Raw genomic sequence first — 20,978 nt, forward strand, 5'->3', positions numbered from 1 at the left:
ACCACGGCCGTCCCATCTCTACTCACCCGATTGGACCTCACGATGAGTTCAACCGCCGCTACCACCCAGGCCTCCGTCACACCGCGCACGTGGCGCAAGGTCGTCATCCGGATCATTCCCCTGATCGGCCTCGCGTACGTCGTAAGCTTCATCGACCGCGCGAACCTCGGTTACATCGCCGCACCGATGTCGCGTGACCTGCACCTGGACAGCAGACAGATCGGCCTCGCCGCCGGGGTGTTCTTCGTCGGCTATGTCCTGGTCGAGGTGCCGAGCAACATGCTGCTGCGCCGGTTCGGCGCACGGATCTGGATCGCCCGGATCATGGTCACCTGGGGCCTGGTCACCGCCGCGACGGCAGCCGTGAACTCGGCCGCGACGTTGTTCGTCGCGCGGCTCCTGCTCGGGTTCGCCGAAGCCGGCCTGGGCGCCGGAATCCTGCTCTATCTGACCTACTGGTTCCCGCGCAGCCAGCGCTCCTGGGCGCTGTCGCTGTTCATCCTGATGACCCCGATCTCCGCGATCATCGGCTCTCCCCTGGCCGCCGCGATGCTCGCGTGGGGGCAGGGCCTGCTCGGTATCGCCGGCTGGCGGGCGCTGTTCCTCGTCGAGGGCGCGCTGACCGTGGTCGTGAGCATCCTGATCTTCGCCTTCCTGCCGAACCGCCCGAGCGACGCGCGCTGGCTCGACGACCAGGAGAAGGCAGCCATCGAGAACACCCTCGCCGCCGAGGCCGCCGAACACCGCGCCAACGGTGCGCTCACCGGCCTGCGCGAAGCGTTGACTAGCGGCCGGGTCTGGGCGATGGCGGTGGCGTGGTTCGCGATCGCGTTCGGCCTGTATCCGCTGGCGTACTTCCTGCCCACGATGATCGCGTCCATCACTCACAGCATCGGTCCGGCCGGCGATGTCAGCAGTGTGCTCCTGTCCGCGATCCCGTGGACGGTGGCCGTGGTCGCCCTCCTCACCTGGGCTCGCTTCGCCGCCCGCAGGACGGCGGTCACGGCGACCGTCGTACCGATGGCCCTCGGTGCGACGGGGCTTGTCCTGGCGGCCTTCACCAGCAGCGGGACCCTCTTCGTCCTCGCGGTCTGCCTGAGCGTGGCCGGGATCATCAGCGCGATGCCCCAGTTCTGGCGGATCCCGGCGATCGGCCTGACCGGCGCGGCCGCCGCCTCCGGGATCGCTCTGATCAACTCCGTCAGCAACCTCAGTGGATTCGTCGGTCCCTACATCACCGGGTCGATCGCGACCGCGACCGGCAGCTTCACCTACGCACTGGTGGCGATCGCGACCATCATGGCCGGCGGAATGGCCGTCCTGCTGACCGTTGGACGCCGGATGGAGCGGCTGGACGGGAGCCGGTCGTGACCACCGCACTGATCATCGGCGACGTCCAGCAGGGCATCACGAGCAACTATCCGTTCGCCCGGCAAGTCGTGCCTCCACTGACCGAACTGCTTCCTCGTGCCCGCGCGGCCGGCGTTCTCGTGGTGTTCGTGCGCTTCGCCTTCCGGGCCAACGGGGCCGACGTGCCGCCGGACAGCGCACTGCTCCGGACGTTCTACGAAGCTGGGGACGCCTTCCACGAGGGATCAGCCGGAACCGCGCTCGATCTCCCGGTCGCCGACGAGGATGTCGTCGTACTGAAGCGTCGTGCCAGCGCCTTCGCCGGCACGGATCTCGACCTTGTCCTCCGCGCGGCCGGCGTCAACTCGCTCGCGATCGCCGGCGTAGCGACCAGCGCGATGGTGGCCGCGACGTGTTACGACGCGGCGGACCGTGGCTACCAGGTCACCGTGCTGCGTGACGCCTGCGCCGACGGCGATCAGGCGATGCACGACTTCTTCATGGATGCGGTGTTCCCCAGCCGCGGTTTCGAGGTCGTCACGTGCACCGGCTGGAAAGGGCTGGACGCGTGAACATGACGTTGCTGGATCGACTCCGGACAGACCTCGACGTACGCCGGGAGACCACCGGGCTGCGCCGCGACCTCGTTGCCTCGGGCATCCAGGGGCCGACCCTCCGCGTCGGCCGCGAGATCCTCGTGAACTTCGCGTCCAACGACTACCTCGGGCTCGCCGCCGACCCGGAGGTTCTCGAATCAGCGCAGCGGGCGCTGCGCGACCAGGGACTCGGAGTCACCGCGGGACGCGTCCTGTGCGGCACACGGGAGATCCACGGCGAGCTCGAAGCGGCCATCGCAGAACTGGTCAGAGCAGAAGACGCAGTGCTGTACGGCTCGTGCTTCGATGCGAACCTCGGCACCTTCGACGCTCTGCTCGGCCCGGACGACGCGGTCTTCAGCGACGCGTTGAATCACGCCAGTCTGATCGACGGCATCCGCCTGTCGTCCGCCCGGCGGTCCGTCTTCGGTCATGCCGACCTCGACGAGCTCGCGCGCCGCCTCGCCGCGTCTGCGGATGCCCGCCACCGGCTCATCGTCACCGACGGCGTCTTCAGCATGGACGGCGACATCGCTGCCCTGCCACAGCTCTCCGAGCTCGCCGACCACTACGACGCTGCGCTCATGGTCGACGACTCCCACGCCACGGGTGTGCTGGGCACCACCGGCGCCGGCACCTCCGAGTCCTACGGACTGGACGGCCGCGTCGACGTACTGACGGGGACGCTCGGCAAGGCGCTGGGCGGTGGAGCCGGGGGTTTCGTCGCCGGCTCCCACGCGGTCGTGGAGACACTGCGCCAGGTCTCACGTCCGTACATCTTCACCAACGCGATGGCACCGCCACTGGCCGCTGCGGCACTGACAGCGATCCGGATCGCCCGAGGGCGCCCCGAGCTGCGAGAACGCCTGGCCGCCAACACGGCCTGGCTCAGGAGAACCTTGCTCGACCTCGGGTACGACGTCCTGCCCGGTGAGCACCCGATCATCCCGGTGATGCTGCGCGGCTCGTTGGCCCGTGAGGTAGCGGCCGCACTTCGACGAGAGGGCGTACTCGCGTTCGCATTGTCGTATCCGGTCGTGCCGGTGGGCGAGGAGCGGATCAGGGTGCAGGTCTCGGCATCGCACACAACCGAGCAACTCGAGCTCGCGGCCGCCGCCTTCGGTCGCGCACACGCCGTCATGGCCGGCGCATGACCACCGGCGACGGGCTCCGCGCACCCACCAGCGCGGACAGTGCGGAGCTCGAGGGCCGGGTCGCGATCGTGACCGGCGGCGCCAGCGGCATGGGCCTTGCGACCGTGCATGCCCTGGCCCGTCGCGGAGCGACCGTCGCGGTGTTCGATCTCGCCCCACCCGACCGCGCCGAGCTGGCGTCGAAGCTGACGGTGGCGGTGGACCGCGTCCGGTCGTTCACTGTGGACGTCACCGACGGCGAGCAGGTCCAGCGTGCCTTCACCTTGCTGCTGGCGGAGGAAACCCGGCTCGACATCCTGGTCAACGCCGCGGGCATCGCACCACCGACCGCGTTCGAGGACATCACCGAGGACGAGTGGAACCGCGTCCTCGCGGTCAGCGTGCACGGCACGTTCCTGTGCTGCCAGCGAGCCCTTCCTGCGATGCGGAGCGGTGGCTGGGGCCGGATCGTCAACTTCTCCTCCACCGCCGGCAAGACCATCAGTACCGCCGGTGGCGCGCACTACACGACCGCGAAGCACGGCGTCCTCGGGCTCACCCGGCACCTGGCGAAGGTCTACGGACCGGACGGGATCACGGTGAACGCCGTGTGCCCGGGCCTCATCGACACACCGATGGCCCGCGGCTTGCTGCCCGATGCCTCGCTCGAGCTCGCCACCCGATCGTTCCCGGTGCCCCGGGTCGGCCTGCCCTGGGAGGTCGCCGAGCTCGTCGCCTTCCTCGCCTCCGACCGGGCCGCCTACATCACGGGTGCGGCCGTCGACATCAACGGCGGTGATCTCATCGTCTGACCCGACGGGCCCGCAGGGACGGCGATCCACAACCGGCAGAACCACTTGGGAACCCATCAGAAGGTGAGCAGTTCAGTGAGCACAATCAGGACGATCCTTCACCACATCGGCGGCAGTCAGACGGTCGGCGAGTCGCGCCGTACCGCCCCGGTGTGGAACCCCGCGACGGGCGAGCGCCAGGCCGAGGTCCACCTGGCCGAGGCCGCCGACGTCGACGCCGCGGTGCAGGCGGCGCGCGCCGCGTTGCCGGGCTGGGCCGAGAGCTCGGTCATGCGTCGATCCCGGCTGATGTTTGCCTTCCGCAACCTCGTCGAGAAGTACCACGACGACCTCGCCCGGATCGTCTCCGCCGAGCACGGCAAGGTCCTCGACGACGCCAGGGCCGAGGTCACCCGCGGCATGGAGGTGATCGAGTTCGCCTGCGGGATCCCGCAGTTGCTCAAGGGCGAGTACTCCGACCAGGTCTCGACCGATGTGGACCTGTTCTCCTTCCGCCAGCCACTCGGGGTCTGCGCCGGCATCACGCCGTTCAACTTCCCCGCGCTGGTCCCGCTGTGGATGCACCCGATTGCGATCGCGACCGGCAACACGTTCGTCCTCAAGCCCTCCGAGCGCAACCCGTCGGCGTCCAACTTCGTCGCCGAGCTCTATCAGGACGCCGGCCTGCCCGACGGCGTCCTCAACGTCGTCCACGGTAACAAGGTCGCGGTCGACGCGATCCTCGACCATCCGGACATCGCCGCGGTGTCGTTCGTCGGATCGACGCCGATCGCGCAGTACGTGCATCAGCGCGCGACCATGAACGGCAAGCGCGTGCAGGCACTCGGTGGCGCCAAGAACCACGCCGTCGTACTGCCGGACGCCGATCTCGATCAGGCCGCCGACCACCTGATCGCCGCCGCGTACGGCTCCGCGGGCCAGCGCTGTATGGCGATCTCGGTCGCCGTCGCGGTCGGCGACGTGGCCGAGCCGCTCGTCGAGCGGGTCGGCAAGAAGGCGCAGGCCGTCAAGGTCGGTCCCGGGCTCGAGGCCGGCTCCGAGATGGGTCCGGTGGTGACACCGGAGGCGCTCGAGCGGATCAGCGACTACATCGGCTCCGGCGTCGCCGCGGGCGCGGACCTCGTCGTCGACGGGCGCGAACTCGATGTCCAAGGCAACGGCTTCTTCGTCGGCCCGACATTGTTCGACCACGTCACGACCGAGATGGACGTCTACCGCAACGAGATCTTCGGCCCGGTGCTGGTCGTCGTGCGGGTCGGCTCGCTCGAGCAGGCGATCGACCTCGTCAACGCCAACCCCTGGGCCAACGGTACGGCGATCTTCACCTCCAGCGGCCAGGCGGCCCGCGCCTTCCAGCGTTCCGTGCAGGTCGGAATGATCGGCGTCAATGTCCCGGTTCCGGTGCCGATGGCGTTCTACTCGTTCGGCGGCTGGAAGGACTCGCTGTTCGGCGACCATCACATCCACGGCACCGAGGGCGTCGCGTTCTACACCCGCGCGAAGGCCGTCACCACCCGCTGGCCCGAGGAGATCTCGGACGGCCCGAACCTCCACTTCCCCACCGCTGTCTGATCCGATTCCGGCCGCCGGCCCGAGGCGACTCAGCTCGGGCGGGTGGGCGCCGGCATCTCGATGTTGGCTCTGCTGACCGAGGCGCTCTTGGCCAGAACCTGGAGGACGTCGTGGCGCACGCGCTCGCAGCGTTTGCGGGTGGCTTCCTGGGTGCCGTCCACATCCCGATCGCGCAGTCGCTCGAAGATGGATTCCAGCTCTCCCGGCGGACTCACGATGTCGGGAGAGATCAACGTGGCCATCCGCAAGATCCGCTCCAGCTCGTCGAGCACGTCCACGATCGCCTTGGCGAGCCGGTTGTTGCCGCTGAAGTTGGCGACGATGGCCTCGAACTCGATCCCGGCCTGCAGCGACTCCTCGAGCCCCACTTCGCCCGCTGCGAGCGCGAACGGCACCTTGGACAGCACCTCGAGTCGCTTGAGCGCCGGCGCCTCGACCCCTCGGCGCGCTGCGGCCGCGGCTGCCTCGCAGCACAGGAGTGTCCGCACCGCACAAAGATCCTCGGTGTCCTGGAGCGTGATCGGGCTGACGACGTACCCGGCGCGCGGAAGCGCATTCACCAGTCCGTCCCGCCGCAACCGCGCGAGCGCCTCCCGCACCGGCGTCTTGCTGATGCGCCATTGCTGTGCGAGCGACGTCTCGGTGAAGCTGCTCCCGGGCGGCAGCGTCAGGTCGATGATCTGGCGCCTGATCGCCCGATAGGCCTGGCCGGTGCGGTCAAGGCCGCTCGCTTCGCTGCCGACCAGCAGCAGCGCGGGAACGTGAGGCGTTCCCCTGATCACGGAATGGATATCGGGCACCTCGCCAGCGTACCACCGGGGAGAATTGATACAGCAGAGCCATCGCTGTCGAATGTTCTAAGATGTTTATCTTCACTATTGATATCTCAGCGGCTAGACTGCTGACCGTGCAGCCCCTCACCTCCGAGTCCTGGACTCTCCCCGCGAGCGACCTCCCGATCATGGGTGCGATGAGCACGCGCGACCGCGCCGCACGGAGCACCCGCCGCGGTGTGCAGGTCCTCCCTCTCGTGGGAGCCCCGGTCCTTCCGATGCCAGCGCACGTGCGGCAGGCAGTCGCGGCCGCGATGGACCAGCCCGATCCACGCCACAGCCGCGGCCTTCCCGAGCTCCGGAAGGCGATCGCCGCCGAGCTCCAGCGCGAGCACGGCCTCCGCATCGATCCCGATCGTCGCCTGCTCATCACCCACGGAGCGATGCACGGCCTCTCCCTCGTCCTGCGCACCGTGCTCACTCCGGGCGATGAAGTCATCGTCCCGACCCCGACCTTCTTCTTCGACGGACTCATCCGCGAATCCGGTGCGACGCCCAGGTACGTCCCGTCCAGTGAGGGCGACGGCTGGGCGCTCGACCCCGCCAGGCTGGAGGCCGCGGTCACACCACACAGCCGCGTGATCCTCCTGTGCAACCCGAACAACCCGACGGGCTATCTGCCCGACGCTGAGACCATCGCAGCGGTGGTCGACATCGCGGCGCGTCACCGGCTCCTCGTCGTCTCCGACGACTCATGGCAGCACTTCACCTTCGACGGTCGTCGCTACCAGCCGGTGGAGGCCTTCGCCGATCGCTGGCCGCACCTGGTCACCGTCACGAGCCTCAGCAAGTACTACGCCCTCGCGAGCTGGCGACTCGGCTACGTCGTCGCGCCGCCGCCGATCGTCGACGCACTCGAGCGCCGCCTGCAATGGGAGGCGGTGTGCTGCGGAGTGGTTCCGCAGCGGGCCGCCGTCGCTGCCCTTACCGGGCCACGCGACTGGCTCGACCAGGCGCTTTCGACGTACCAGGCCAAGCGGGACCTCGTCTGCGACGGCATCACCGCGAGCGGCCTCCCCGAGCCAGTGCGACCCGCGGCCGGCGCCTTCCTGCTCGTCGACTGCTCTCCCCTCGGCGACTCGCCCGCCGACATCGACCGCACCCTTCTCCGTCACGGCATCGCGACGATCCGCGGCGCGGACATGCACGCCCCCGACACCCATGTCCGCCTCACGTTCGGCTCGGACGAGGCGGTGCTCCACGAACTCGTCCATCGCCTCACCCAGGCCTACCGAGAGCCGTCCATCTGACGATCGCAGGGTGAACCGACTCCGGGATCCGTCACGCAGGCAGGTGACGGATCCCGGACGGTGATCAGCGCACCGGAATCAGGTCCAGGACGGTTTGATCCATGGAGTTGCCGGCCCTGTCCGTCACGGTGGCCCGGACCGACAGGGTGCGACCGGGCAACAGTGCCCACGGGCCGACGACGGTTCGGTAGCCGTCACGGGTCCGCACCAGCGTCGTCGGCGTCCAGTGCTTGCCGCGGTCCGATGAGATCCACAGCTTGGCGGACTTCACCGGCGAGGTCGCGACGAGGTTCTGGTAGCCGATCCCCAGGTCGAAGCGCAGTGGCCGCCACGCCGGAGCGCTGCCGTCGGCGGACACGTACGGGTCGTAGTCGAGCCTCAGCAACGACGGCCGGACCGGGTTCTCGCCGGGGGCGGGCGGTGTGGCGCTGAACTCCCAGGTGGTCTTCGCCTCGGTGGACGTCGGAACCTGGTCGGTCTTCCAGCTGTGCTCCAGTCGCCACCGGGCCGGGCCCTCGGCGGCCGGGAAGAAGCCGGAAGGTCCCGCCACCTCGCCCACCGGTTTGTCGTTGCGGTACAGCTTGAGCTTCTGGCCACCGATCACCGCTGAGTCCACGATGCCCAGGTGGTCAGGGTCGGCCACGCCCACCTGCACGTTGAAGTCTCCGTTGGCGATGTCGGCGATGTTGAGCTGCGGGTGCATCGCCGTACCGAACACCGAGCGCACCTTCTCGCCACGCTGGTACGAGCGGAACGGGTCGTCGCAGAGTCCGCTGGCGCCGGAGGCAGGGGTGTCCAGGCACTGCCACCACTCGATGTTCGGCCCTGCGGACACCAACTCGACCCGGCGCGACGGTGTGTCGACGGTCCGCCAGTTCGACCCGCCGAAGCCGGACACCGCGCTCCTCGCACCACGGCTCACCCCACGAACACCGTCGCCCCACACGCTGCCGAACGTGGTCTCGATCCGGGCCATCGCCCGAACGGCGTTGCGGTCGAGGTTCTTGGCCAGCGGCACGGTGAAACGGTTCCCGCTCTGGTAGACCTGGTAAAGGTCCGGCGTGTCCCTCTTCGTCTTCGTGGTCGGTTCCAGCCGCCACCGGGTGGTCGCCTCGAAGATCCCGTTCCTGGGCGCCGCCGTGGGCTGCACGTAGATCCTCCCGGCGGCGAGGTCCGCCGCGGTCACGTCGAGGTAGTCCGCGTTCCATTGGGCCCCGTCCTTGCCACGCAGGAAGCTGACCGAGCCCTCGGTCGCCCGCGTCGGCTGCCCCTCGACCACCGGGGCGTTCAGCCGCACCGTCTTGCGGGCGTCGAGCGTGAACGTCGCGTCGCGGGTCACGGTGAAGTCGGGCCCACCGGTCATGGCGATCGTGTCGCCCGTGGTGACGAAGGCGTACATACTGTACTCCCCCGGTGGAACGCGGACGGTACTACGACCCTGCGAATCCAGCCGGAACTGCGTGAAGCCGCCATTGTTGCTGTTGAAGGAGTTGACGTACCCGCCCGAGACCGGTTCGCCGTTGCGGTCGAGCACCCGGACCGTCACGTCGTACATCGGTGGTTCGTCGTACGCGTTCAGCGCCAGCCGCAGCAGTTGCTTGCCGTCGGCACCGAGTACGTCGAGCGAGCCCTGCCACATGGTGTCGGTCAGCGCGGCCGGGTCCAGCGTCAGCGTCGTGCTTGCCGTCCCGCCGGCCGGGATCGTCATGGCGGCCGGCGTCGCGACGACGGCGGACTCCGACGCCGTCTCGCCCTGGATGTTCACCTGGTGGTCGGCGAATCTGACCGCCATCGGCTCCGTGCCGGGGTTGGTGAGCGTGACCGTCCGGGTCTGCGAGGAGTCATCGGGGTGACGGATGGGACCGAAGTCGACGACACCGGCGTCAGCGGACAGACCCGCCGAGGTCGCCTTGTCCAGATTGACCCGCCCGCTGCCCGACCACGAGGTGTAGATGCCGGTGTCATCGACCGCACTGCTGAGCCGCGCCTTGAGCTGCTGCCAGGTCAGCTCGGGGTGCTGCTGGAGCAGCAGGGCCGCCGAACCGGTGACCAGCGGGGTCGCCTGGGACGTGCCCGACATCGCCACGTACAGGTCACCGTCGCGGGCACCCGCTCTGGCGCCCAGGATGTCGATCCCCGGCGCGGAGACCTCGGGCTTCTGCCGGTACGACCACGTCGGCCCCTCACTGGAGAAGTAGGCCTTGTGGTCGGTCCGGTCGACCGCGCCCACCGTGAGGGCGGACGCGGCGGTCCCGGGCGTCCCGATCGAGAACGGCGTCGGCCAGAGCGCGCCACTGTTGCCGGCGGCGGCCACGAACAACGCTCCGCTCTGCGCCGTCAGCCGATCGACGGCTTGCGCCATCAGATCCTCGCCGAACCGGTCGGCCCGACCGCCGAGGCTGAGGTTGACCAGATCGGCGTGCTGGCCGACGGCCCACTCCATCCCGGCGATGACGCCTGACTCGGTGCCCTCGTTGGCCGCGTTCAGGACCTTGCCCGAGATCAGCTCCGCCGCGGGCGCTACACCCTGCCGCGCGCCGTCCGCTCCGACTCCGCTGCCGGCCACCAGCGAGGCGACGTGGGTGCCGTGACCAATGTCGTCCTGCGGCCCCTCCCCGGTGAAGTCGGCCGTGGCTGTCACCTTGCCGGCCATCGCCGGGTGCCCGGTGTCGATCCCGGAGTCGACGATCGCGACCTTGACGCCGTGGCCGTCGAGTCCGCGCTTCCAGGCAGCGGGCGCTTCGACCTGCTCGAGGAAGCCGTCGAGAGGTGCCGCCTGGGCACCGGCGATCGATTCGCCGCGGACCTTGCCGTCCAGCCAGATCTTGGCCGGCTGGGTCACGTTGGTCGCAGTCAGGGCCGCACCGAACGTGGTCGCACTGGACTTCTGGATGCGCCCGGCAGTGGCGTCGACACTGGCCAGCGCGCGGGTCGCGACGAACCCGCCGCTCGCCATCGTGCGCGCGCCAGGAGCATCGCGGACGATGACGGGCAGGTCAGCGCGGTGTGCGTCGTCGTACTCCATCTCGACCAGACCGGTCACGTCGAACAGCGCCGGATCCAGCACGTCCGGGACGAGACGCTGGACATCGTGCGGTACGACGCTGATGCGGCCGCGGTCGTTGCGGACGGAGTACCCGCTGGTCACGGGCTGCCCCTCGCGTGATCGGACATCGACCTGAGGCTTCCCGTCCTTGCCCGGCCGGAGCGTGACGCGTTCCCCGGTCAGGAGCGTGACGGTGGCCGGGCCGTGCAGGGCGGCAGCCGCGGCGGGTGGAGACGTAGGCGGGGAGGTGGCGGACATGGCCTCCGGGACCGTGACGGCGGACAGCACCAAGGCGCCGGTCAGAAGCAGCGCTGCCCGCGTCCGTAAGGTTCTTAACAAGGTCATGCCCCTGTGGTACCGGAATCCACCACGTCCGGACCACGACCTGACCTGTCGGATCCCGGACGCGGCCGGAACCGGTCAGGGCAGCCCGGGGCGGGCGAAATCACCCTCTCGGGGGGAGGCTCCGTGGCTGTTCGCCTGTCAGGGTCTGATCGTGGCCGATCAATCGTTGAGGTTCCCTGTTGGCGCTGGAAAGCGCGCGTGGATCGCGGTGCTGCTGACCGGCGTACTGGTCTGGGTGCTGGCGGCCGGAGTGACCGCGATCACCGAGGACGTGATCCTGATTCCGACCCTGTTCCTGATCGGGAGCTTCCTGGTGCCGGTCACGGTCGTGACGTTCGCGCTGGCTCGTCTGGACGACTGTCGTCTGACCAGCGGCGTGGTCCTCAAGGGTTTCCTTCTGGCCGGGACGGTCGGGGTCGTCGTGTCCGCCGTGACGGAGATCTACCTGCTGCCGACCGGGGCCGGGCCGGTGGGTAACGCGCTCGGGTTCTTCGGTGTCGGCCTGATCGAGGAAGTCTCCAAGGGTGCGGTGCTCGTGGCGGTCGCTTGGCGGGTCGCCGAGCGGACGGTGCACGGAGGCATGGTCCTAGGCGCCACGGTCGGCGCCGGCTTCGCTGCTTTCGAGAGCACGGGGTACGCGTTCTGGGCGTACGTCGAGCACACCAATGACCACCCCGAGCTGAGCATTCTGCAAACCGAGGTGTCGCGAGCCATGCTCGCTCCCTTCGGCCACCTGACCTGGACCGCGCTGCTCGGTGGTGCCCTGTTCGCCGCTGCCGCGCCGGCCAACGGCGGGTTCCGCTTCACTCCGAGGGTGATCTGGACGTTCTTGGGGGTCTCGGCACTCCACGGAGCCTGGGACGCGTCGTACGGCTGGGGCATCTGGGTCACCCAGGGCATCACCGGCAACGGCTGGATCGCCGACTGGCCGGACGGCACCTACTGGGAGGGTGTCCCGACCCAGCAAGAGCAATGGACCTTCCAGGGCATGTACGACGGCGCCCTGGCCGTCATCGCCCTCGTCGGTCTCCTCTGGGTCATCCACAGCTGGCGCCACGGCGCAAGACATCCCGCCACCAGCGCACCGGCGACACCCCCACCGGTCAACGCCCCGCACCGCCAACCATGATCACCAGCACGCCGCCCTCCGGTTACTGAACCTTCCAATGCATCGGATTGGTGCATCAGGCAACTGCTGGAGCAGATCAGGCCCCGGCTGCCGTTTGTGATACACCACACCTCGGCGTTTGTGCCTGGTTTCGCTGGGGCACTGCCGGAGTGGGCTCGCTGAGCCCTGCACTTGAGAAGCCAGGTGTGTTTTGCATGCAATAGAAGGAGTTCCCGCATGTCTATCCACGCCACTGGCGCCCCTGTGTCGCCTGATGTCGACGCTCGTCCCCACCGCCGTGTCAGCACGGAGACCAAGTCGTCGTTCAAGACGACCGAAATGATCGTCTATGTGCTGTCGGTGTTCGCTGTTCTGATCGCTTCCGAGGTCATGGACGACGGTGACTTCAACGCCAAGCAGGCTTGGTTCTTCGTCACCTTGCTGACCATCGGCTACATGGTGAGCCGGGGCCTCGCCAAGTCGGGAAGCCGCGACTTCTACGACGACCGCGGGTAAACCGTCCGCTAGCGAACGCCGCCCTGGGCTTGCCTGGGGCGGCGTTCGTGTTCACTGCCGATCCGACGGCTGTACCCGATCGAACGGAATGAATCGATGTTCTTTTTCTTCAGCAACCGGCTTGGCTGCGGCTTGTCGCTGTTGGTGTCCCTCGCGGTGACCGGACTTCTGCTGCTTGTCTTCGCTCGCTGAAGACGTCCGGACCGACTGCACAACCGGCTGCTCCGGGGTCAGTTCTCGGACAAGAGCCAGCCGATGCGCAGTTCTTCCGCACCTGGGCGGAAGGTCCGGATGAGCTCGGCGCGCTCGGGGTCGTTGTCGGGGAGGTCGTCGGCGAGGGCGGCCTGCGCGGCGATGGTCTGAGGCCGGGCGCCGAGCGCGGCGCGCAGGTGGAGTGAGCGGCGCAGCATCGCGATCCGCTCGGCGGGCTCCTTGAGGTGTGCGAGGTGCCGGATGATGTAGGACTCGAAGTAGCCGTCGCCGGACTTCGTCGCGATCTCGAGAGCTGTCTCGTAGCGCGGGAGCGCGCCGGCCGGGTCCTCGTCGATGTTGTCCAGCAGGACGGCCCAGTGGTACTCGGCCCAGCCACGCTGCTTCTCGTCGCCGCTCTCTACCGCCGCCCGGTAGTGGGCCTCGGCCACGGCGCGGTCGTCGGCGCGGGGGTCGCGCTGGAACAGCAGGCGGCTGTAGGCGAGTCGTGCAGTGAGCAAGTGCGCCGTCGACGAGGCGGGATCAAGTGCCGCGACCGCCTTCTCGGCCTCCTCGTGGCCCTCGATCCGGAAGAACCAGCGGTCGACGGCGATCTCCGCGCGCAGCTCGGGATCCGCGTCCGGGCCCAAGACGTCGAGCGCGGCGTCCCACTCCCCGAGCAGGTGCAGGCGACGAGCCACGTAGGTGTCATCAGTTAGCATGGCGCCTACCGTAGGCACCGTCGATGTAGGGGGTCAAGTGCAATACGATGACTACATTGGGAACGTGACGCGGCTGGCCGTCGAGCTGGCCAACACCGGCACGCTCGACCAGCACGGTGAGCTCGTCGCCGCGTTCTTCACAGAGCACGAGATCACTCCGCCGCCGGACGGCGACTACGGCGAACTGCCAGACGTCGTACGCACGGCCCTTGCACAGTCGGTCGACGGCGCCGCCCCCGACGCCATCCATCGCCTGCTGCGCGACTACCCGCCGGACATGCACCTGTCCGACCACGACGGCCTCGGCTGGCACGTCCACTTCAGCCGCAACGGCACCCCGGCCAAGCGCTGGGTCGGCCAACTGATCGCCGCCAAGCTCGCCTTGATCGCGGCCGGGGATCCGGCGGTGACGCTGGGGCGGTGCGCCGCGGCCGGGTGCGGAAACTACTTCGTGGACCAGTCACGGAACCGGACGCGCCGGTTTTGCTCCAATGCGTGCGCCAGCCGGACGACGGTCGCCGCTTATCGGGCCCGGGTGGCGAAAAACTCCTAGCCGAGTCTGTTCTGGAGTCTCGCTCCAGAACGATGAACGGGCCCCAGTAGGCCCACCGGGAGTCAGCGCATCCTCGCTCGTCAGACCTAGCTCGTTGCCGGGCGGGCGTGAGGCGAAGGCGGCATGCTCAGGAGGGCACCGATGAAGAAGCACAGGGCGCCGAGCGCAGTGCACCAGTTGGCGGCGGCCAGGTTGAGGATCGAACCGGTGGACGGCACGACGAACGAGGCGACGGCCGAGATCGCGAACAGCACGCATCCGAGCAGATTCACGGCGGCCGTCGTACCCGCCCGGTCCATCCGCCCCGGGAGGAGGCCCGGTCCGACCGTGACTCGGTAGGCCAGCGCGCCGGACACGAGAAAGCATGCTGAGCCGAACACGTCGGGCGTCCAGATCAGCCGGTTCTCCTGCTGCGTCGACAGGCTTTCCTGCATGGCGGAGAACGTGCTGAGGTTGAACAGAAGAGTGCCGACGAACTGGACCGCGGCACTCCACCATGAGGGGTCACGACCCCAGCGGTGCCCGCGCCGGACGGTTCCCTCCCGCAGTTCCATGGCGGCGGCGAGGGTGAAGAAGACGGAGCCGACGAAGAAGACCATGCCGTCGGCCGCGGCACCCACCAACTGGACGAACCCGGGGAACGGCCCGATGAAGAAGCAGGCCGACCCGATCGCGAACCCCACGGCGATCGCGCGGTCCCAACCGATCCGGGTGGCCGGCCTCTGAATGGAAGCCAGCGAGTGACCTATCACGTGCACACCACCCCCTCGCGCCGACCGTATGGCAGCCCCCAGGACGTGCTCGTCCCCCGGTACGGATGAGCTCAGCGCAGTCACCTCGGAGCGACATACGGGAAGCAACGACTTCGGACCTCATCTCCAAGCGGTACTGAGCCGCTCGTACTCTTCGGCGGTCACCGGCAGCACGACGCCGTGACAGGGGTCAACCGGCAGGCGGTGTCCCTTGGCGGGGAACCACTCGCCGCCGGCGAGGTCAGTCGTCTCGAAGGGTACGTATCGGCGTTCGGAGGTGAACTCGTCGATCCAGAGGAACCACTTCTCCTCGGTGTTCGACTTGTACACCAGCGGGCCCTCGCCCTGGCTGATCGGGCCCAGGCCGATACCTTCGGCCAGCGGCTCCCACTCGGTGGCAGTCAGGGAGGTCGAGGTTTCGCAGAACACCGACTTGCCGAACGGCACATCGCCGCTGCGGCCGCGTTCGTCCTTCAGGTAGCGGTAGTAGACGCCCTCGTGGTCGATCACCGTGGTATCGATCGTGTGCCATCCCCGGTCGATCCACACCCGCGGCTCGGAGAACTCCCTGAAGTCGCGGGTGGTCGCAGACATGATCCGGTTGTAGCTCTCACCCTCGTGTTCGGCGTTGTCGTAGAGCGTCGAGGACCAGTGCACGAGGTAGGCATCCTGCTCGGGGTCCCAGACCGCTTCTGGAGCCCAGGTGTTGCCGGCCTCGGGCGGTGCGACCTCGATGAGTCGGCCCTCACCCCAGTCCACCAGATCCGTCGACTCCCACACCATGATCGAGCGGCTGCCCCGGCGCTGGTGCCGGTCCCAATCGCGGTTGGCGTACAGGCGCAGGTCGGTCGCGACTAGGTAGAACCGATCGCCTTGCGGGGAACGGACAATGTGCGGGTCGCGGACGCCGCATTCGCCCAAGGTGGAGTACAGGACCGGCTTGCCGCCGTTGAGGTCGTCGAAGTGCAGTGGATCGTTACCGTCGCTCAAGGCGAAGTAGATCTGCTCGCCGTCGGCTGATTCACGCTTGAAGTGCGCGTAGAGGTAGCCCACGTACTCGGGCTGTTGCCGTGCTACCCCATCGGTCGTCATCGGACTCAGTCATCCTTCTGGGTCGTTGGTCGTTGCGACCGTCGCACCGGGAAGTACACGGTGTACGGCTCGTCGCGGATCTCGGCGAGTGGCATGAAGCGCACGCCGCTGGTTTGACCGACGGTTCGGTATGTCCCGGTCCGCCACCAGCTGTGGTGTCGCTCTTGGTCAGGTGTCAGGAACGACGTCGGTTGCGCGGGATCGCCGTACAGCAGCGTCTCCTGCTCGGTCAGCCCGGCCAGGACGATCGGGCCGTCGAGCACAGCCACCAGGTCCGGCTGGTCGGGCAACGGCGCTGTGGTCAGTGCTGACGGCACGGTCAGCTGGATGCGTTGTGAGCTCCACACCTCGGACAGCACGATCCAGCCGTCCCGGACCTCGACCGGGCCTGACTTCCCGTCCACCTCGAGCACCGGCGAACCGGCAGCCCAGCGCGGGACCCTGAGCCGGACCTCGAAGGCGGACGGTCGCTCACACCGTACGTCGACGAGGTAGACGCGGTCGTTCGGTCGCCGGCCCGGCAGCGGTCGTGACGACAGCTCCTGGATTCCGGCGGCACCGTGGAAGGTCTGCCGTTGCCCGAGAGCGACCCCCTGGTCGGTGTCCGCGGCGATCGCGAGCTCGACGCGGCCACCGAACAGATCGGTCCAGGACACGGCCGAATCCAGGTACTGGCAGATCGAGATCCCGGTGTCGTCGACGAACACCGCGGCCTCGTCGACCGAGGCCTGTGCTTGGAGCAGAGTGCCGTGACAGCACCAGAAGTCCTCGGTCGGCCGCCCCCACTGCTTGCGGCTTGCAGTTGCCAAAGGCAAGAAGTACGCCGGCATGCCCGTGTCTGGATGTTGTTGCGCCCAGATCCCGTTGGCCAGATTGCGTTCCCAGTAATCCCCGTACCGGTGATCTCCGGTCCACCGGAACAGAACGGCGGCAAGGCGCATCAGGTTGTAGACCAGGCAGTGCTCCTGGACCGCGTGCAGACGGGCGGACTGTTCGCCGGCCGGCTGCCACACCTCACCGCAGCTGCTACCGCCGGTGCAGTAGGTTCCGCGTGCGTCGACAGCAGAGTCCCAGAAGGCTTCGACGATGTCGCGCCACCGCTGTTCCCCGGTGACCTCCCAGGCTCTGGCCGCGCCCAGAACCTCAACGATCTGTGTGTTGGCATGCTTGTTGGTCAGCACATCGGCACCGGCGAGCAGTGGCTCGAAGAACCGGCGCCGGTCGTACCGTTGGATCAGGTCCGCGGCCAACTGATCGCCGGTGAACGCGAGGAGATCCGCCCAGACCTCGAGCATGCCGCCTGTCTCGCGGTCGAGTATGTCGTCGAGCTGCTGTCGGGACAGTCCATCGGTCCAGGTGTGGAACCATCCGGCGAAGGCCGATGCGACCTCCAGGGCCTCCTCGTTGCCAGCGAACCGATACTGGTCGAGCAACCCCATCAGCATCTTGTGTACGACGTACTGCGGGGCCCACACCTCACGACCCGCGGCCAAGCGCTCGAAGTACGCCGGTGGGATGGAACCTGCCCACTGCCCTCCGTTGGCCCGCTGGCAGGTCGCGAGCTCGCCGACGATGGTCGCGGCTCGTGCCGCCACCTCGCCGTCGTACTCGCCGACTCGCGCCGCTGCGGACAGCCAATGCCCGAGGATGTGGCCGCGCAGATCACAGGTCGGCGACTCCCATCCCCAGTGCCAGGTCTCCGGGCCGTCGGGCGACACACCGCCCACCGTCGTGCCCCACGAGCCGGAGTAGCTCCACAGACCGGCCTCGGCCCGGTAGGGCCGCAGCAGGTTGTCGGCGCTGAGGCTTCGAAGATAGCGGGCGTTGAGCAACCATCGGTCTCGGGCCGGCCCGTCCGAGAGCCTCGTCCGGCCGCCCGAGGCACGGACTGTGCGCAGCAATCCATTCATGTCAGCCGACGCGGAGGTCGACAGCGAGGCAGTTCGCGACATCGACCGGACGTGCCTCGGGCAGCCGGATCACCAGAATTCCGTGCGCCTGCTCGAAGGGAACGCGACCATGGCCGAGCAGCCGGACGCCGCTCACCGCCTCATGGTCTGCGAGGCTGCGTATCACTGCGCGTCCGTCGTCGGGCCAGGCCAGCTGGAATGCGTACACGGTGTCGTCCCGGCGGGTGAACCGGAAGTCGGAGCTCGTCCAGTTCACGCGGTCTTCGGTGAACCCGTCGATGATCACGCTCGAAGGTCCCTCGCCGAACACCCTGAACGGTCTCGTGCCGTAGATACCTTCGCCGCACACCTGTATCCACGTGCCGAGGTCGTCGAGCAATTGCGAACATTCGAGGTCGAGCGTGCCGTCCGGCAACTGCGGCACGTTCAGCAACAGGTTGCCGTTCTTCGACACGATGTCGACCAGCATCTCGATCACGTGTGGTGCGGTCTTGTAGACGTCGCGGACGTTGTAGAACCAGTCGCCGACCGAGGTGTCGGTCTGCCATGGCTCAGCATGGATCCCGGGCGTCTGGCTCCGCTCGATGTCCATCACACCGACCACGCTCACCTCAGGCCGACGGTCCTTCTGCTGGTAGACAGCACGGTTCGCCCCGTGAATCCGCGCACTGGTGTTGTAGAGATGGGCAACCACACGCAGACCCGGTGCATAGCCGACATCGCCGAACGGCAACGGCCCGTCGGAATACAGCAGGTCGGGCTGGTACCGATCGATCATCTCGGTGACTGCCTCGAGCCAGTAGCTGTGCCACTCAGGATCGTTGCAGTACCACGGGTCCGGAACCTCGAAATCCTGTGCGGACAGGTATCGACTGTTGTCGAGATAGAAATCCCGGTAGGCCGGATCGGTCCCGTCGTACGGCACGCCGGCGAACGGCCCACGACCGTCGCTGCCCTTGTTCACCGCCATCCATCCCAACGCGGCACCGAGATGCTCGGTGATCCCGAACGGCAGTCCGCGCTCGTCCGCGGCTGCCTTCCACAAGCCCACGATGTCCTTACCCGGGCCGATCTTCACCGAGTTCCAAGGGTTCACCGACGACTCGTAATTGAAGAAGTTGTCGTGATGGACAGCCTGCGCGACGAAGTACCGCGCACCGGCCGCCACAAACCGGTCCATCAAATCGCCCGGATCGAATCGCTCCGCCCGCCACTGCCGTACGACGTCCTTGTACCCGAATTCCGACGGGTGTCCATACGTCCGCAGGTGGTACCGGTACTGATCAGACCCTTGCCGATACATGTTGCGCGCGTACCAGTCGCCGTACCGCGGCACCGACTGAGGTCCCCAATGCGACCAGATGCCGAGTTTCGCATCCCGGAACCAGTCAGGGCACTCGAACGTGGCCAGGGACTCGAAGGTTGCATCGAACGGCACTGGTCGCTCCTTGTCAGTGATGGGAGTGTGGACCGGCCGGCGTCCTCCGGCCGGTCCAGGGACGCTACTTGTTCGGCATCTTGTCGTAAGCGGCTTGCTGGATTTCGAGGTAGCGCTTCAGGCCGAGGCCTTCCAGGCCCTTGACGTAGGCATCCCAGTCGCTGTCGATATTCTTCGAGCCGGTGATGAACTGCAGGGAGTTCTGCTGCACGTAGTTCTCGATGTTGGTCTGCAAGGTGGCGACCTCACCGGCCAGGGTCGGGTCGATCCACACCTTCCAGTACGGGTAGATCAGCGACTTGTCCTCCTTGCCCTCGTACAGCTTGGTTGCCTCGAACAACCGCCGCTCGTACCCGGACGGGCTGTAGATGTCGGTCGCGATCGCCTCGGAGTTGCGGTACTTCTCGGTGTTGTTGTACTGCGCCAGCGCCTGCCACCCGGAGTTCGGCGGAGTACCGCCCTCTGGCTGCGGGATCACCTTGTACGTCGGTTTCAACGACTTGTCGAGCGCGACGTCTCCTGCCTCTGGCCTCTTCCAGGTCTTGCCCTCGGTGCCCCAGAAGGCGTTCATCTGCCCTTCGTCGGTGAAGATGTAGTCGAGCAGCTTGATCGCCTGGATCTGCTCCTCCTGGGTGGCCTTGTTCGTCAGTACGAACGTCGCACCCGGCGCGCTCGGGAAGTTGTACCCGGTGTGGTTCACCCCTTGCGGTCCGGTGAGCGGCGGAACGGCGTCGTACTGCTTCTGCCGACCGTCGGGCAGGTTGCTGACCGCGATGCCCAGGTGCAGCACGGCGGCCGAGCCGAGGAGCGGCGCCTTGCCACTGTCACCCTGCTGCTGCAGCGCGTCCGGGTTCTGGGTGAAGGCGCCCTTGTCGATCAGGCCCTCCTTGTAGAGCGAGTTCAGGTACGCCAGACCCTCACGCCAGCCGTCCTTGTTGGCCTGCATGTCGACCTTGCCGTCCTTCAGGACCAGGGTCGAGTTGTTGTTGCCGCTGGTGCCCTGCGGGTCGTAGATGAAGGCGTTCATGAAGTACGGGATCAGTGCGTCGCGCACGCTCGCGCTGAGCGGGATCTCGTCGGCCTTCCCGTTCCCGTTCGGGTCCTGGGTCTTGAAGGCCTGCAGCACCTTGCGCATGTCTTCGGTGGTCTTCGGCTGCTCGAGTCCGAGCTTCTTCAGCCAGGCCGTGTTCATCCACAACTTGCCCTGGTACGAGCAGTGATAGCAGTCGACCCACTGCGGCATGCCGTAGATCTTGCCGTCCGGCGCGGTCGCCATCGCCTTCCACTCCGGCTCCGCGTCGAGGGCCTTCTTGATGTTCGGCCCGTACTGGTCGATCAGCTGGTTCAGCGGTACGAGGACACCCTGGTTGCCCAGCTTCATCAGCTCGGCCGGGGTGAACTGGTCGACCCACGGGATCAGCAGGTACAGGTCCGGGTAGTCACCGCTGGCCAGCGAGATCTGCCGCTTCTCCTTGGCCGGCCCGCCGTCGAACGTGCTGGTCTGCCACTTGAAGCTGATGTTGAACTGCTTCTTCACCTTCTGGGTGAAGTCGTTCGTGGACAGATTCCAGTCAGCGGCCTGGGGTGCGAAGACGTCCAGTGTCACGGCCGGGTTGCCGGTCACGGTAGGCAGCGGCTTGCTCTCGTCCGCGGGCGTATCAGACCCGCTGCACGCGGCCAAACCGAGTGCCAGCGCGCAGAGCCCGGCGACCGCCGCGGACTTGGTTCTCCTGAGCTGAGTTGTCATGTTGTCCCTCACAG

The 20,978-nt window shown here is 67.6% G+C and carries 17 protein-coding genes; 9 read left to right on the forward strand and 8 right to left on the reverse strand.

What is annotated here, in order from left to right; translation table 11 throughout:
• The first annotated feature begins 42 nt into the window (after positions 1-42).
• The 5 genes from ACGFIF_RS36500 (at position 43) to ACGFIF_RS36520 (ending at position 5,463) form a co-directional block, all read left to right on the forward strand.
• On the forward strand, positions 43-1,371 hold the full coding sequence (locus ACGFIF_RS36500; RefSeq protein ID WP_393160910.1) for an MFS transporter: 1,329 nt from the start codon (positions 43-45) through the stop codon (positions 1,369-1,371).
• Entirely contained in the window at positions 1,368-1,922 is a 555-nt protein-coding gene (locus tag ACGFIF_RS36505; protein ID WP_393160912.1) for a cysteine hydrolase family protein, read from the forward strand. The genes ACGFIF_RS36500 and ACGFIF_RS36505 overlap by 4 nt, the downstream gene beginning before the upstream one ends.
• Positions 1,923-1,924: 2 nt before the next feature.
• On the forward strand, positions 1,925-3,100 hold the full coding sequence (locus ACGFIF_RS36510; protein WP_393160914.1) for a glycine C-acetyltransferase: 1,176 nt from the start codon (positions 1,925-1,927) through the stop codon (positions 3,098-3,100).
• Positions 3,097-3,891 (forward strand): SDR family NAD(P)-dependent oxidoreductase, encoded by a 795-nt coding sequence (locus ACGFIF_RS36515; protein ID WP_393160916.1) that lies wholly within the window; start codon positions 3,097-3,099, stop codon positions 3,889-3,891. The genes ACGFIF_RS36510 and ACGFIF_RS36515 overlap by 4 nt, the downstream gene beginning before the upstream one ends.
• Before the next feature lie 75 nt (positions 3,892-3,966).
• Positions 3,967-5,463 carry a CoA-acylating methylmalonate-semialdehyde dehydrogenase gene (locus tag ACGFIF_RS36520; RefSeq protein WP_393160918.1) on the forward strand — a complete coding sequence of 499 codons (1,497 nt, stop codon included), beginning with the start codon at positions 3,967-3,969 and terminating at the stop codon, positions 5,461-5,463.
• A 29-nt stretch (positions 5,464-5,492) separates the two neighbouring features.
• On the opposite strand, the gene ACGFIF_RS36525 is transcribed toward ACGFIF_RS36520, so the two are convergent.
• Entirely contained in the window at positions 5,493-6,263 is a 771-nt protein-coding gene (locus ACGFIF_RS36525) for a GntR family transcriptional regulator (protein WP_393160920.1), read from the reverse strand.
• 251 nt (positions 6,264-6,514) lie between these two features.
• On the opposite strand from ACGFIF_RS36525, the gene ACGFIF_RS36530 reads away from it, so the two are divergent.
• Positions 6,515-7,546: a pyridoxal phosphate-dependent aminotransferase gene (locus ACGFIF_RS36530; RefSeq protein ID WP_393160922.1), complete on the forward strand. Its 1,032-nt coding sequence runs from the start codon at positions 6,515-6,517 to the stop codon at positions 7,544-7,546.
• A 64-nt stretch (positions 7,547-7,610) separates the two neighbouring features.
• Here ACGFIF_RS36530 and ACGFIF_RS36535 read toward each other — a convergent pair whose 3' ends face one another.
• Entirely contained in the window at positions 7,611-10,937 is a 3,327-nt protein-coding gene (locus tag ACGFIF_RS36535) for a S8 family serine peptidase (RefSeq protein ID WP_393160924.1), read from the reverse strand.
• A 151-nt stretch (positions 10,938-11,088) separates the two neighbouring features.
• On the opposite strand from ACGFIF_RS36535, the gene ACGFIF_RS36540 reads away from it, so the two are divergent.
• Together ACGFIF_RS36540 and ACGFIF_RS36545 are read left to right on the forward strand one after the other, a co-directional pair.
• Positions 11,089-12,066, forward strand: coding sequence for a PrsW family glutamic-type intramembrane protease (locus ACGFIF_RS36540; RefSeq protein WP_393160926.1), 978 nt, complete (start codon positions 11,089-11,091; stop codon positions 12,064-12,066).
• 216 nt (positions 12,067-12,282) lie between these two features.
• Positions 12,283-12,561 (forward strand): hypothetical protein, encoded by a 279-nt coding sequence (locus tag ACGFIF_RS36545; protein ID WP_393160928.1) that lies wholly within the window; start codon positions 12,283-12,285, stop codon positions 12,559-12,561.
• A gap of 230 nt (positions 12,562-12,791) precedes the next feature.
• Here ACGFIF_RS36545 and ACGFIF_RS36550 read toward each other — a convergent pair whose 3' ends face one another.
• On the reverse strand, positions 12,792-13,472 hold the full coding sequence (locus ACGFIF_RS36550; protein WP_393160930.1) for a hypothetical protein: 681 nt from the start codon (positions 13,470-13,472) through the stop codon (positions 12,792-12,794).
• 64 nt (positions 13,473-13,536) lie between these two features.
• Here ACGFIF_RS36550 and ACGFIF_RS36555 point away from each other — a divergent pair, with 64 nt between their 5' ends.
• The gene (locus tag ACGFIF_RS36555) at positions 13,537-14,025 is read left to right on the forward strand and encodes a CGNR zinc finger domain-containing protein (RefSeq protein WP_393160932.1); all 489 of its coding nucleotides are present in this window, start codon (positions 13,537-13,539) and stop codon (positions 14,023-14,025) included.
• Positions 14,026-14,111: 86 nt separating this feature from the next.
• Here ACGFIF_RS36555 and ACGFIF_RS36560 read toward each other — a convergent pair whose 3' ends face one another.
• The 5 genes from ACGFIF_RS36560 to ACGFIF_RS36580 all read right to left on the reverse strand — a co-directional run bounded on the left by ACGFIF_RS36560 (position 14,112) and on the right by ACGFIF_RS36580 (position 20,964).
• Positions 14,112-14,783, reverse strand: a complete 672-nt coding sequence (locus ACGFIF_RS36560) for a hypothetical protein (protein ID WP_393160934.1) — start codon at positions 14,781-14,783, stop codon at positions 14,112-14,114.
• Positions 14,784-14,897: 114 nt separating this feature from the next.
• Positions 14,898-15,869, reverse strand: coding sequence for a glycoside hydrolase family 43 protein (locus ACGFIF_RS36565; RefSeq protein ID WP_393160936.1), 972 nt, complete (start codon positions 15,867-15,869; stop codon positions 14,898-14,900).
• Positions 15,870-15,874: 5 nt separating this feature from the next.
• Positions 15,875-17,779, reverse strand: a complete 1,905-nt coding sequence (locus ACGFIF_RS36570; protein ID WP_393160938.1) for a beta-L-arabinofuranosidase domain-containing protein — start codon at positions 17,777-17,779, stop codon at positions 15,875-15,877.
• Between the two features lies 1 nt (position 17,780).
• Positions 17,781-19,217 carry an alpha-L-fucosidase gene (locus ACGFIF_RS36575; protein WP_393160940.1) on the reverse strand — a complete coding sequence of 479 codons (1,437 nt, stop codon included), beginning with the start codon at positions 19,215-19,217 and terminating at the stop codon, positions 17,781-17,783.
• Positions 19,218-19,281: 64 nt separating this feature from the next.
• Positions 19,282-20,964 (reverse strand): ABC transporter substrate-binding protein, encoded by a 1,683-nt coding sequence (locus tag ACGFIF_RS36580; protein ID WP_393160942.1) that lies wholly within the window; start codon positions 20,962-20,964, stop codon positions 19,282-19,284.
• Between the last annotated feature and the right edge of the window lie 14 nt (positions 20,965-20,978).

The sequence above is a fragment of the Kribbella sp. NPDC049174 genome (assembly GCF_043197365.1).
Lineage (GTDB): Bacteria > Actinomycetota > Actinomycetes > Propionibacteriales > Kribbellaceae > Kribbella.